Genomic DNA, 14,724 nt, shown 5'->3' on the forward strand with positions numbered 1-14,724 from the left:
ATTATATCGTTGGGTATTACAGCGCGCTCAGGCCGCATGAATATAACGGCGGGTTACCCCCCAACGAATCGGAAAATCGATACTGGAAAAACTCTAAAGTGGTGGCCAGTTTTTGTTGACCACTACAAACCGTGATAACGGCGGTTACCGTAGCGCTGTATGCACTTGTAACAGGCAGTTTGACACTGAGCGGGATGATCCTTCTTAAGAAAATCTACCATTGGCCAGACGCACTTATCTTCCAGAATTTCATGCAATAATGTGACTATCAAGGGCGGGCCCCCAACGACGGCTGGCTCGGCAAGTCGTCTGCATAATCCTGAACCGTTAATCAATGCGTCTGCGATTTGCAATATAGGTTTCTCATGATGGAGTCGAGGTTCAAGCGTTTCGAATTCATCTGGTGAAACATCCAGATAGAGCGCGGCCTTATGCGTCAATATCTGGGTTGCGCTGATAGCCGCCGCGCGCGTAGGCAAATTCATGAATTCACCGTATCTGGAGATCATATTCAGATTAAGGCGATCATCAAAATGCATTAATTCCAGGTGGAGCGACTCAGTCTCTTTGCTTGATACAAGTCCAAAGTTATGCTCCTCTCCAGTACACCGCCATCTAAAGTTATTGCGTAATCCAGCCCAGTTTGAATCAATCGCTTGGTGCCCTTTAATTGGTAAGGAGTAGGTAGACAAAGGAATCGGAGCCTTTTGGTCCGTAGCTAGATTAACGGTAAATCTTTCACCTTCCTTGTCCCCATTTACCGGCCCATCGTTAAGACGCAAAATAGTGACGCCACCACGTCGAACGTTAAAAGAACCGCAATCTTCCGGAATATCTTTATGCAATACGGTTGCCGTAGTTTTTAACGACATACGAGTAAAGCAGTCCATTTCATCTTTTGGTTCAAAATCCGTACGGAAAGCGGCAGGCGTGATATAAATTTCGAATTCATCTGGGCCGATAGGCGTGTCGCAATCCTCACAATTAATGTTGTTAGCCGGCTGATCTTTTTCAAGTTTAGCGGAACCACATGACTGGCAAATTGCAACATAGTGACTCGATTCTTTCCAAGAACATACCGTTGAGAGGTCTGAAACACGGTTGTCTCGGACTACTGGTTCTCGGTAGTTACCGGTAAAACCTATCACTTGGTGCTTCTTTTTATCCTTGATCAATACCGAGCCGGGGGCATACTCAAAAACCGCAAGATCAAGATCGCGATCCATTGTTGACCATTCGTATTCCGTCTGACCATTTGCCCCTTTTGTTTTGCGCAATCCCAGATAAAGATTTCGTACTCGAGTCGGCATTCCATACATCGGCAACAGACCTCGCTCGGCCAGAAAACGAGCAAGTCCCGTATTGTCGTCAGGCGCATGAGGTCTTAGTTTTTCGATTTCTTCAATTATTTTTTCGGTATTAATTGTGGAGTAAAGACGTCGGCGCTGATCAGGGTCAAATGTTGCTGCTTCAATAAAGCGTTCTCGTATGTTCTGATTCGCTTCCAGCGCGCGATACAAAAATTTGGCCCAGTCAGCTTCATTATCATGATAGTAATCATGTGTTGAAATATACTCACCATGTACATCTGGCGGAACGAGCTTATCTCCAGGATATATCGTTTTGTTTTTTTGGCATTCTTCACGTATATCGTTAAACGCGCTCTTAAGCCAGATTTTCCGCAAAAGTCTTTGTGGAATTGCATCATGATCGACTGCAAGGAAGGGCGGAGGCGGAGGATCGCCGGTGATCGCATGCGGATGAGCAAAGTAATAGGCATCGTGAGTTCGCCCACGACAGAATGTGATCACAAAAGAAAACGCCTGGCCACGTCGTCCCGCGCGACCGACTCGCTGTTGGTAATTAAATCGCTGGGGCGGCATGTTGGCCTGATATACTGACTGAAGTGAACCAATATCAATCCCGACTTCCATCGTCGTGGTGACGGCAAGCATATCGATTTCAGCATCTAGTTTTTCAAGCTCGCTCATCTCATCAACGAAAATCCCTTTGAATTTTCGTAATCTATCCGAGAAATCATCCGTTTGTCCCGTCAACTCTTCGACGTTCAACCGGAAGCGTTTAACTCCATCCCGTTCGCCTCGCACTATACGTTTGCCAAGAAAATTGTCTTCCCATAACTTTTCAACGACATCTTTGGGTTTGGTATCAAGCAGTTTCGCGCAACGAGTACAACGCTTAAATCCTAAGTGTAAGTGGATCCGCTCACAGTTGGTGCATTGCCAATAAGGATCGCCTGGTTTGGCTACCTTGAGATATAATTTACCGATATTGAATAAACCACCTGAATGTTCTCGGGTAGAAAACTTACTTAAGATTTGCGTCAAATTATCCAGATAATTATCTTCGCCAAATACCGCTTTAGCTATAAACTTTATCTTTTCTTTGGTAACGTTTTTTCCTTCATTCCATTCAATAGCATGTTCGGGATCAAAATATTTATTTTCTTTGACGCGATAAACGCCAGCAAATACTCTTAACCAAGCATCGAGCTCGGTCGCATCCTCTTTATCTGAAATGCATGGATACGCTAACCCCGTCTCTTCCAACGCGAAGAAAGTATTTGCAAAAATGACATCATCAACTAATTCAGACTGAGTATCAAATATCTTCTTTTTAAGATCTAATCGAGCTGATAAAGAAAGTTTTTCATGATATTTAACGACATTTTTATCTTTTACAAAATTGGTATACCAGATGTCACTGCCATCCCCATCAGTACTTGGGCGATATTTGTAAGGCGATATTCCCAGCCCGGCCAGTTCAGAGGATACTTTTCCGATGGAATCACCTTCTGGTTCTAGCAATTTATCGATTTTTACCCGCCTGTACTTGCATAGGTCAGCAATGCCCGCTTGGCTTTGTTTAAGTTCATGTAATCGAAGATACTCATTCATGTCTTTAACTTGTAAGGCTAAATCCATTTTTTCATCAATAATATCTTCAGAAATATACCCGCTTTCGGCCTCTCGGATCATCTCTCTGGCGGCTGCGACCAAAATTTCCCTGCGCAGATCACGCAAATGCAATCGTTCGATTTCCAGCGCCATAGATGCCGCATCCTGTCGGCTATCGGAAAAAACAATGCTCTTGGCTTCTGCACCGATCGCATGCAGCAACTCAAATAACTCTGTCGCCACGAGCTGGGATGACTTAGTCACACCAGTACGAAATGCGCGAATGGGGGTTCTGGAACGATTGCTGGCAGGTCGACTGGAATAATCAATACCGCAGTTCGGGCAACAAAAAGGCTGTGCGGAAGGTTTTATCGATGGTTCGCCTTTTTTACTCGGGGTAGGTCTCTGGAAATAAAGATATCCTCGAATCAAATCCATATTCGTCGCCGATGCGTCTTGTCCAACAGTCACAATTCCGGTAATGGGGTTAAGCACCGCCTTTTCCCATACATCCCAACCTTTTTCGCTGCATACTGGTTTTTCATCAACTTTATCGACAGGCCAGAAAACCGCAAACTCATCCAGCGACATATCATCGTAATATTCAGCGCCGGGCCGTTCCGGAAGATTTTCCAGATTGGTCGCTGATGGCAGTAGTTCTACCGTCGAGCCTTCATTTTGTCCCTTCTGACCGCCCAGCAACAAGTCGCCGCATGCTTCACAATACAGCATCTCGAACAAACGGCGACCACGTTGTCCGCCTGATGTTGATGGTGCATGCGACAGGCCTCGCTCCAAGCAAAAATCGGCGAATTTCGCCTTTTTTTCTCCCGGAGATACGGAAGCAAAGAAACCCTCAATATTTCTGACGAATGTATGAACGCGAAAGGCTGGCGTAGCATTCGCTGGCTTCTCGCAATTAATCCCGGACTCCGGTAGCGCACGCACCAGCATTAATCCACGTAATGCCAATTCCGACTCATCCGGCTTACCCGAATCTTCCTTTAAAAAGATTTTATCGATAATAAGCCCTGGAGGCATCGCACGCGGCATTTCGCCATCTTTTTCAATACAGGCGTTCGTCAATAGTGCGGCGGCGGTTTCTGCAGCTTGTTTTATGCCATGCATGATATTTTGCTCTTTTACGCCAAGAGCAAGGAAGACATCGAGTAACGCCTGATGCAGAGCGTCCGTCATATTCAGATTGCGGACTACATTACCCTGTTCTGCAAGGGCAGCGCGCATTAATGCGGCAAAAGGCTGTAAGGAGATTTTTCCTTCTGGCTTCAACGGGATAAAAGGCTTTCCCTGAATAACACAGTCACGCCAGAAATCCGGCTTATCGCTGCCGGGATCCAATGCATCGCGACAAGTGCCAAAGGGTGCAAAGAGATCCCTAAGGTATTTCCGAGATTGCTCTCCATTCACGCCATCCATCGGCAGCGATGCGGAAGATGCCAGTAAACGCAATTTGTAGCGATGTTTCGGGTTGTCCAATCCAAGCTTAATAATCAATGACTTAATCAACATCGCAGTTTCCGTGCCAGCGGAACCGCGCATTAAGTGCAATTCGTCGAATACCAGATAGAAGTACGCGTCGTCATTGTTCATCAGCCAGTCGCGCGTAACGATAAAAATATCGTCTTCGACTTCGCGCGAAAGCATTGCTCCAAGCATTGAGGCGTTGGTGACGAGAACATCAGGCGGGCTTGCCTGCATATCCCAGCGAGAAACCATCTCCCCGCCGTCTGTAGAAGGGAATATGTACCGTGTCTTTTCAGAAGGATTTTCTTTTTCGTCGAATGCGCGCGCGGCTTTCTGATCGCTATCAATTCTGTTCAACGCCTTACGTAATTTTTCAATATTGCGGACGCGACGGCTTTTTTCTGAACTGACGCTGGAAAGCCGAGGATGGTTGGCGTAGCCGGTAACCGGCGTGGCACTGGTGTATTGCCCAAAGAAGATCCGGTTTTCGTTGAAGTGTTCCCCCATAACCTTTCGTGCGTAATCGGAATCCAGTGTTTTACGCAAACGCGCCATTTGATCTTCAACAAGAGCGTTCATCGGATAAAGCACCAGAGCCCTGACCCCCGCCGGGCGTTTTTCTCCTTCGCGACGAGAAACCCAGTTCTTTTCTGCACCATTCCACCATCGGTTTTGTAGATAACCGCCGTTAGGCTTGGTCCAGCTGACAGCCTCATTTGATAATGCAGCCAGAATAGGCAGCATAAAACTTTCCGTTTTTCCCGAACCTGTGCCCGACGTCACTATGCCGGGACAGCCGGGTCGCAGACCGCGCTCGAGCATTTGAGTCTGGTGGTTATAAGGCGCATGGACTGAACGACGCTTCCAAGCTCCATCGGCGGGTTGCGAATCGAATAGACCGGACAATGCCAATTCGACGAACGCCTTTCGCCCTTCAGGAGATAGGCTTTTCAGTGGGCCGCCATCAATATCGACAAGATCTTCAAGCATTTTACCCGACGATTCATACCGTAAGACCGGTTCAATGTAAGGTTCTGCAGCGAATTCCCCGCTACTGTTCAGAAGATTGCGTCTTGCAGTCGCGACAGAAGGATCGGCAATCCGGAAGTTGGTTTCAATGTACGAAATGAAGAAGTCTTGGATGCGGCGAAAACCGCCAATAGGATCTAACATGATTTCCCTCCCCTGTAAGCTATTGGGCGCACTGCTCGTTATTCTGTAAATAGGCGTACAAATCGACTAACCTTTTCTGGAGCATCACTTTGTTATCATCGTCGAGCAACCCGACTTCATGCGCCGTTCTCATCGCCTGGAGCGTATTTGCAAGATTTAGACGCCCGGATGACATTTTATTTGCGATTGCGAGTTTGTCCTGAATCTCAGTCAGCGGTGCTGCACCAGGAGCTAGCTCGCTATAATTTTCCGGGGAAAGATGCAGGGGAGATAACGCAATTGCATTTTGAATGACGACGTTTTCCAGCTTTAAACGAATATGCTTCTCTTTCATTTTTTCCGCTTCTTCGCAATCTTCATTTTCAATGGTACCGCAAATCATAAAGCATCGAGGGAAATCACCACCATGCAATTGATCTTTCAGCGCTGGCAACCAGAAACGCGCAGCGGAACATTCGACACGTTCAATAACGGCGAGGATCGTTCGGGGATAAGAAGACTCGCTCAACAATAAACCTTGGTAAAGCGGCGTCGCCAGATGATTTCCTGCGCGAACCCAAAGATCTCCAGAGGAAATCATCGTCGGATCGGCAACCAATCGGATGGAGCGGCCTGAAGAAATTAGCGATTCGGCAATAGCAAGGAAGTCTTGTGTTTCAGGGCCATATAGCAACGGACACTCACCAGCCAACATCAACGCAAGAAATTGCGTCATGAGTATCTTTCCGTCGGGCGTCAACAACTTGTTCTCTCTAACGCTATGACCGAATTCTTCGCAGGATACGACTCTCGCTTGCGCCGGGAGGCGTACTTCGGGGATCACTGAGTAAGCCACTCGACGAGCCTTCTCAGCAATAGCGATATCCATCTTTTCGAGTTCAATTTTTGCCTGAGCAGTACGTCCTTCGACATCGGTTAAAGATGCCAAACATACTTCACGCTCGTTGCTCAGGGAAGACAGTATCTGATGCTGATTCTCGTTCTGAGCACATAAATCAGCGCAGGCGTCTTTCAAACGGCTAATTTCACTTTCGAGATACTCTTTTTCCTGTTGGAGCGTTCGTTCTAAATCCGCTTGCTTTTTTTCAAAATCAATCTGCAGTTTTTCTTCTTCGAGCTGTCGTAATTGTGCGATCTCCTCTTCGAGCTCGCATTTTCTTTTCTTCTCAAAAACAGACATTTCCGTTTCAATAACTTCACGACGTTGCAGTCGTTCAGTAGAAAACTCTTTATCGAGCAACTTATACTGTTCGGCGCGCAACGCGACTCGCTCTTCTTCCGCGATTTTTTGTACCTGTTGGTCGAGAAGATGGGCGATATGCTGGTCCTTCAACACGGCTTCGGTAAACTGACGAGTCAGCGAATCCTCTTCTTCCAGTTTCTTGGCCAACTCTCCTGCCCGGAGCGTTTGAGCGGCAGCCAGAAGATCATCGACGCCAGAAGTTAATTTCCCATTTTGCTCATTTGTATGCACACGAAACCATGAAGTGATCGCTGCCGTCGACTCAGCGCAGGAAAGTAATTGAATCACGTTTTCGATGTACTGCTTATCCGGGGTCCAGTCATGGATACACGAAGGTGCCGCATCGACATCGGGCATATAAAACGATTTTCCGATTTCAGATATGCCAGATACAGAAATTACGACACCTCCATGGAAATCATATTCATAGACGTTCTGGCTTTTGTTCAGGATCAGACAACCTGATTTCGATTCAACCAGATTAGCCAAAATCAGACCATCCACCCCAAAACGAATAGCCCATAATCCCGGTGCGCCATCTGTTGTTATGCCATCGAAACTCAATTCGCGACGCGTTTCCAACAGAGACTGGCAGGAAGATAAATCATAATAAGGATAAATACGGCGGGCATGTTTCGCCTGTGCTCTGTTGCGTATGCCTGGCCCAACATGAAAAGCGGCCCATTCGCCCTTACGAAGCGGCAAAGCATCAGCCTCGTTAAACTCAACTTCTCCCGTGCGAGGGAATAGTTTCTTTGGGTTCTCGATCGTACGCCAACCATCAGGCATTTCCTGTGCGATGGCTTTAAGGTAAGACTGATAATTTCTGCGATCAAACTGACCAAGATACCAGGGGATTTTGCTCATCTTTAATTTTCCTTATTATCCCGGCGTCAGCGTTAGCTGACCGTTTCGCCATATCAGACGTATTTTTCCGCCGGAATGGCGACTGGCGAAAACTATGCGGCTTACATCGCCCTCGCCGTTTGGAGAGAGGGAATAGAAACATCCCGGAAGCAGCGACTCTAGCCAGAGGAAAGAGACGTCATCGACAGGATAGGTGTAGCCGGAGCCCATCGGACCTCCGTTTCTAAGCGCATAACGCCGTATTCCCGCAGCTAGTGCGTCGGGAAGGCCACAATCATTGATAAGACATAGCAGATGATTTTTGGTGACGCGTTCAAACACGGGTTCCCGGTTTTTTGCGCCAGCGGCGATAATAGCTGCAGTTCTGGAAAGATAATGTGTTGTTTTTCGTCCGGAAACAACCCGATAAATATCGTGATCCCGCCCACCAGGATGAATATGAAGTGACAGTGAGGCAGACTCTTTATCCTCAGAACCATGCTGCTGAAACCTTCCTGAACGCCAGTTCCAGATCGCCACTGACTCGTGTAATTCAGCGGCGCGTTCCGTCGTGACCAGTGAAAGAGGTGTTGTATCTGGTGACGATGGAATTTCGATAAGCGGCCATCCCAGACGCTGAGATAACGCATCCGGGTTAGCGAGTGTGGCCCCAAATATAGGGGGCGACCAGAGACTTACGCCGCGACGACGGAAACTTTCTCCGCCCAGTCCGGCGACCACTTTTTGAAAATCATCCATCAGACTGGCACAGACTGCACCTTCCACAACCACCAGAGAATTTTCTCCGTTGCGAATATGAAGCAAAGAAGGTTTAACAAGCGTCCATGCCCGACCTTTCCACCCAGAACGCAGGCGTGGCTCGATCAGACCTGCATGTTGTAAACAACGAATCAAATGCCATACGTTGATATTACCGTCCACATGCCTGAGAAGCGCGAATAACTCAGCTTCTTCCCAGCCGCTGGCTCCGCTGGCGTAAATCACCTCCAAAAGATGATCGCAACATTCTTCGCTATCTTCCCACTGAAACTGTTCTTCGAAATTAAACGTCGGCACCTTAAGTGAAGACGTCGACCAGTCGCAAAGCGGCTCAAAACGGTATCTTGCGCTTTCGCCTAAAGTCGGGTGCGGTACGGCGCGGGTGAAAAAACGCGCGCGCCGGCGCCACGGCGGCGTTTTCTCTCCTGTATCAAGGGCAGGCTCGATGAAAAGTTCACCGTTAAGCGGTACAGAAGAAATCAAACGACCATCCATCACAGAAACGTTTGTTCCTGCATCAACATTCCCGGATAAATATATTCTGTAGCGTCGCGTATCTGACTCAACAAAAGGCAAAAATGCTGGTAATCCTAGCCATCCGCCAGGGACGCGTATTCCTCCATAGAGCTGAGGGCGGGTAACGTCATCATCCTGAATACTCGAATAAGAGCTTATTGAACGGAATATATCCATCACTGAAACTCTTTTCAGCGCCTGCTCCGTTAAAATCCACTCGCCTTCTGTAATATATCCGTTAAGGCGCTTGCTCATTTGCACAGAGTGTTTACTGGATAAAGCGATATGAAAACGTTGAGAATATACGTCAGGGGACGATGTCGCTCTCCAGCGCCCGTGTCCGATTTCATAAAAAAAGAGTAAGCCGACCTGCGCTGCTTTCCCCAGGTTTCCGCTATTTCGGGCGTCGCGGGCGATAAGCGCTTCGGATAACGTAGGATAAAAAACGCTTTCGCCGCTCTCCCCTGCGACGCTGAAATAGCACCGCGAACCGTCAAAGTCGATGAACATATCAATGATAGTCTGATGAGTCGTTACACAGGACGATATCTGGGCTGCTCGTTGGCGCAAGCGCCAGAAAGGCATATCGAATAGTGCGCGACGCCCCAATAACCACGCGTCTCTGAATTCGACGAAAGCCTCCTTCAGCGCAGGAGAAACGCCTTGTCTCTGAATAACAATCTGAAAGTATTCGATTAACTGGCGTGGGTTAGCGGCGGCTTGCGGATAGCTCTCAAGACATTCGCTCATCAGGCGTAGATCGGCTTTATTTGGGAATGCCAGTCGCAGGGTGTGACCGATCTGGACCCTGCCATCCCGTGGCGGCAAGATAAGACGCCTGTAGGGTTCGCCTTCCTGAATACGTTGCCTAAGCCATTCGGCCAATGCCTCCCACATCTTGTTGATGCCAGATAAGTTTTGAAAACTATGAGTGGCCTCCAGCCAGTTCTGTAGTTTTAGGCGAAATTCATTACGTTCGTACTGTGCGTCGAATTGACTGCTGATAAGTAACGTCATGATAAGATAAGTAAAATATCCGGGCGTTCGACGAGTCGACTTTTCCATCATGCCGCTTTCCAGGCGTTGCGGCAGATCCCGTATTTTCGACATACAGGTTCGAAACGCTTCTTCAGCTTCATCCTCGCTAACCCCGCTGTCGGCGAATGCCGCCGCGAGCGTCGCCGACGTAACTTCAAACCAGCGAATATCCTGCGCGTCGCCATCAGCGCGAAAACGGAGAAAATAATCAATCAGTTTACTTTCCCAGCCATCGGGCGTAACGGGCGGCGTCCAATTCATTCGCGAATATCCTCCGTCCGGTGGGTATTAGTTCGGACGGCGATAGCCAGTGGCTCCAGAATACGTTCGGCCAGAAAACGAACGGAAGGAACGGCTAGGCCGTCGCCGATCACTTTGAATGCCGATTGATACGCCGCCGGAAGAATAAAATCATCCGGCAACCCCATTAATGCCGCCGCTTCTTTGACCGATAACAAGCGCGTTTTTACCTGATTGCCCTTTACAACGATAATACGCGGACGAGAAGCCCCGCCTTTTGGCGTTCTAAGACAACCCAGAACTGACGAAAACGTAATTTCGGTCCGTTGCCTGTTGACGCCTTTTTCTTTGCGCATGCGCAAATAAAGGCTGCCTGTTAGTGTCGCGCCAGATGCCTGCGCGTTCGCCAGACGCGACAGGTTCGCGGGTGCCATCATACTGATTAGACGTTGTGTTTCATCGAAAGAATGCCATTGCGCATTTTCATCTTCAAAATCGATTAAATCATCTAGCTCATTCGTTCTGGCGTCTGGCATATTGCCTGGTGACCACCAGATCCAGTCATTGCGGTCATCCTTTATCAGCGCTTCGCAGGCTCGAAGGAGCGAAGCCGAATGCCACTGCGGCAAAGGTTCTTCTGAAACCAAACATTCGGGAATGGAAACATGGCGACTAATCGCCACAAGAAATACGCGGGGCCTGGACTGCGGAACAAAGTGCTTCGCATCAATGATCATTGCGCCATATCGGTAGCCCGTTTTACTTAACTGATGGCATATAGCAGCGAAATGGCTCCCTTGATTCAGCGTTAGCAACCCAAGAACATTTTCTAGAACAAGAATCGGCGGCTTACGCTTTTCCTCGCTAAGCCTGCTTATTAAATCGAGGAATGGCCATACTGCGCCGGAACGCGTGGTTTCATCCGCGCTAGAATCTCTTTCTCCGATTCCCAGGCCATTCCCGGCCAGCGATAAATCCTGGCAGGGAAATGAGGCCCAACTTAAATCGGCATGAAGTGGCAGTTCATCGGGGGCGACTTCGCGTACATCGCGCATGTCGAAATGTTCTTCGCCCCAGTTGTCGATGTATGTCGATGCTTTTACCGGGTCCATATCGTTGGCGAACAGACATTGCCACTGTTTTCCCAGCCCAGCCCTGGCCATACCGCCACCCGCAAAAAACTCATAGAAACTGAATCCCGCTTCGTGAGGTTCCGTAAAATGATTGTCGCTCGTGACGGCTTTAGTGCTCATGACCTGACCATAAAATAGTATTACTGAATCGGGGCATCGATCATTTTCCTAAAAGGGATATTCTTATCTAGATAGTCTATAAAATCATGAAGATAATATCTATATGGATAAATGTGCTGACGATGTAACGATACACAGTAACCAATTGAAAAAAGACAATTTAACCTCTCCAATAAGTGATACTGTTGAAATGATGATGAAAAAATTCAAACAGTCAGGCTTGCGCTGTAAAATGTGTGTTATTTAAAAAAATTCACTATCGGAGCGGATAGCAAAAATGTCGTTTACCATTCTTCCTTGGTCTGAGCTAGCACTACGATACGATGGGACTATTTTACTAGGCAATGGCGCAAGCATCGCCGTCAGTCCTCGTTTTGCATATGGATCTCTGTTTGAACATGTCACGCAAAGAGAGAGCCTAGAGGCAGATGTACGCAGACTTTTTGACTTTTTTAAAACTAAAGATTTCGAACTTATTCTGCGTATTGTTTGGCAGGCGTCTAACGTCAATAAATCATTAGAAATTGAGGATGCCCGCACCCATGAGGCCTACCTTCGAATCCGTGAATCCCTTATTGAGACTGTAAGAGATGTGCATCCTGAGCATGATGAAATTAATGAACAACTGCCATATATTTACGAGTTTCTAAAAAAATTCAACACGGTTATTTCGCTTAACTATGACCTGATCGTCTACTGGACAATGACATATGGCCTAGATATCAAAGATCATCATCGATTTAAGGACTGCTTTCTTGCCAGAGGTCTTTTTGAGCAGGATTGGCAACGGTTAAGAGGAATGCTTGGAGATGAACAGTCTAATACTCTTGTTTTTTATCCACATGGCAGCCTCATTTTGTGTCGAAATCGCATCGAACAGGAGAGTAAAATTCATATTCAGAAGGCGGGTTTACTTGAGTCGATTCTGAAACGTTGGCAAAGCGAGGAAGTCGTTCCGCTGTTTGTGAGCGAAGGAACGCATGAACAAAAAGTAAACTCGATTCAGAGCAGTTTCTATTTATCAACAGTTTACCGGGAAGTTCTCGCGGAACAGCGTGAGAATCTTGTGATTTTAGGCTGGGGAATGGGAGAGCATGATATACATCTGCTAAAACGAATGGCAGGAACGGGTATAAAGCGAGTAGCGGTATCTGTTTTCAGAAGAGACCAAGCGTATTGCAATAGAGCTAACCAATTAATCAAAGATAATCTGGGGCAAAAAACTATGGTAGAGTTTTTTGACAGTGAAAGTCCGGGCTGCTGGAATCAGCTACCAAAGATTTGATGAGGGGTGACCTGCCCCCAGGATTAGATACAACTCAGTTAGTAACGTCGGAATCTTCATTCTCAGAATGACCCTTTCTCCAGCCCGCCGCAAATTCAGACGGAGTCTGATAATTCAGCGTGGAGTGCGGGCGGCACTCGTTATAATCCTGCCGCCAGTCATTAATGATTTTCCTGGCATGAACGATATCGCTGAACCAGTGCTCATTCAGACATTCATCGCGAAATCGTCCGTTAAAGCGCTCAATAAATCCGTTCTGCGTTGGCTTGCCCGGCTGGATTAAGCGCAACTCAACACCATGCTCAAAGGCCCATTGATCCAGTGCACGGCAAGTGAACTCCGGCCCCTGGTCAGTTCTTATCGTCGCCGGATAGCCTCGAAACAGTGCAATGCTGTCCAGAATACGCGTGACCTGAACGCCTGAAATCCCAAAGGCAACAGTGACCGTCAGGCATTCCTTTGTGAAATCATCGACGCAGGTAAGGCACGTGATCCTGCGACCGGTGGCCAGTGCGTCCATGACGAAATTGACCCTGACCCCGAATATGATCCAGTCATAATCAGGAATAACCGGCTTCATGTTGGTTGTTTATTCTGGCAACTGGCAGACTTCTCAGCAAATTCTGACGGGGTCATCCAGCCTAGTGCAGAATGGGGACGCCTCTGATTATAGTGTATGCGCCAGGCCTCGATTTTGCACAGTGCATCCTCCAGAGACATGAACCAGTTCTCGTTCAGACATTCCTGCCGTAACCTGCCGTTGAAGGACTCCACCGTCGTATTGTCCGTCGGTGTTCCAGGGCGTGAGAAGTCGATTCTGATGCCTCTTTCGTACACCCATCTGTCCAGCATTTTCCCTGCAAATTCAGAACCATTATCGGTTTTCAGCAACTGAGGTAAAGGACGTCTGAGCGCTATGCTGTTCAGCATTTCTGCCACTTCTGTTGAACGCAGATTCTGCCCCACGCAGATCCCCAGGCATTCGCGGGTGTACAGGTCGATAACCGTCAGCAGGCGCAGTCGTCGCCCGTCAAACAACGCATCAGAGACAAAATCCATGCCCCAGACGTGATTCAGATACAGACCCTGATGCTGTGGCTGGCGGCGTTGTGCCGATTTATTGCGGCGTGGCCGTTTGAGGCGCAGCGACAGACCCTGCTCACAGTAGAGTCGGTAGATTCTTTTGTGATTATCGCGCCAGCCTTCCCGCCTGAGCATCACGTGTACCCGGCGGTACCCGTAATGCACCCGGGTTTCGGTTATCTCACGGATGCGCAGCCGCAGTGCGCTGTCGTCGGCGGCCACAGAACGATAACGAAACGAGCTGCGGCTGACCCGCAGCGCAAAACAGACCTGTCTCTCACTGGCACCGTAGCGGGCTTGCAAATCCCTGACCCATTCGCGCAGGCGTGCCAGCGTCAGCTCTTTTTTGCCAGCACGTCCTGCAGCATCGCCTTGTCAAGGCTCAGATCGGCAACCAGCTTCTTCAGCCGCAGATTTTCCTCCCCCAGTTGCCGCATATGCTTCAGCTCCGAAGGCGAAATGCCGCCGTATTTTTTACGCCACGTATAGAACGTGGCATCAGAAATACCCAGCTTGCGGCAGACGTCCGGCACTGACGTACCCAGTTCAGCCTGCTTCAGGGCAAAAACAATCTGCTCTTCAGTGAATCGTGACTTTTTCATCGGCACATCCTCCGTTCAGGGGAGTCATTATCATGCCGGAATTCTGTTTCTGAATGGAGCAGGATTTTGGGTCAGGGTCACTGCCTATCGGCTCGGCCGCTCGATATTGCCTCCCCTCAACCACGCTCTATTGTTTGGTAATCCCCCCGAAAAACCGGTGTGTTTATAAGTAGAATTTTCTCGTAATCTGAACCGGGGAGACCTCTATGAAAAAATCACGTTTTACCGACAGCCAGATCATGGCCATTCTTAAGCAAGCTGA

At 48.2% G+C, this 14,724-nt stretch carries 6 protein-coding genes and 1 pseudogene; 1 reads left to right on the top strand and 6 read right to left on the bottom strand.

Annotated features, from left to right (window positions below):
* Nucleotides 1-122 precede the first annotated feature (122 nt).
* Genes MUU47_RS00435 through MUU47_RS00450 form a run of 4 tightly spaced genes read right to left on the bottom strand, consistent with a single transcriptional unit; the run spans nt 123 to nt 11,492 of the window.
* Nucleotides 123-5,576 (bottom strand): DEAD/DEAH box helicase, encoded by a 5,454-nt coding sequence (locus tag MUU47_RS00435; protein ID WP_258986160.1) that lies wholly within the window; start codon nt 5,574-5,576, stop codon nt 123-125.
* A gap of 19 nt (nt 5,577-5,595) precedes the next feature.
* On the bottom strand, nt 5,596-7,686 hold the full coding sequence (locus MUU47_RS00440; RefSeq protein ID WP_258986161.1) for a hypothetical protein: 2,091 nt from the start codon (nt 7,684-7,686) through the stop codon (nt 5,596-5,598).
* 15 nt (nt 7,687-7,701) lie between these two features.
* Complete coding sequence (locus tag MUU47_RS00445; RefSeq protein WP_258986162.1) at nt 7,702-10,260, bottom strand: hypothetical protein; 2,559 nt, start codon at nt 10,258-10,260, stop codon at nt 7,702-7,704.
* Nucleotides 10,257-11,492, bottom strand: a complete 1,236-nt coding sequence (locus tag MUU47_RS00450; RefSeq protein WP_258986164.1) for a DNA cytosine methyltransferase — start codon at nt 11,490-11,492, stop codon at nt 10,257-10,259. Before MUU47_RS00450 ends, MUU47_RS00445 begins: the two co-directional genes overlap by 4 nt.
* Nucleotides 11,493-11,769: 277 nt before the next feature.
* Between MUU47_RS00450 and MUU47_RS00455 the strand changes: the two genes are divergently transcribed.
* On the top strand, nt 11,770-12,777 hold the full coding sequence (locus MUU47_RS00455) for a DUF4917 family protein (protein ID WP_258986165.1): 1,008 nt from the start codon (nt 11,770-11,772) through the stop codon (nt 12,775-12,777).
* Nucleotides 12,778-12,811: 34 nt separating this feature from the next.
* Here MUU47_RS00455 and MUU47_RS00460 read toward each other — a convergent pair.
* Nucleotides 12,812-13,306: pseudogene (locus tag MUU47_RS00460) on the bottom strand (integrase core domain-containing protein); the annotation flags it as partial.
* A 47-nt stretch (nt 13,307-13,353) separates the two neighbouring features.
* A protein-coding gene (locus MUU47_RS00465; protein ID WP_258986167.1) for an IS3 family transposase occupies nt 13,354-14,462 on the bottom strand; the annotation gives its coding sequence in 2 pieces (ribosomal slippage) (nt 13,354-14,201 and nt 14,201-14,462; 1,110 coding nt in all).
* Between the last annotated feature and the right edge of the window lie 262 nt (nt 14,463-14,724).

Origin of the sequence: Scandinavium hiltneri, from assembly GCF_024764835.1 — a bacterium.
Taxonomy (GTDB): domain Bacteria; phylum Pseudomonadota; class Gammaproteobacteria; order Enterobacterales; family Enterobacteriaceae; genus Scandinavium; species Scandinavium hiltneri.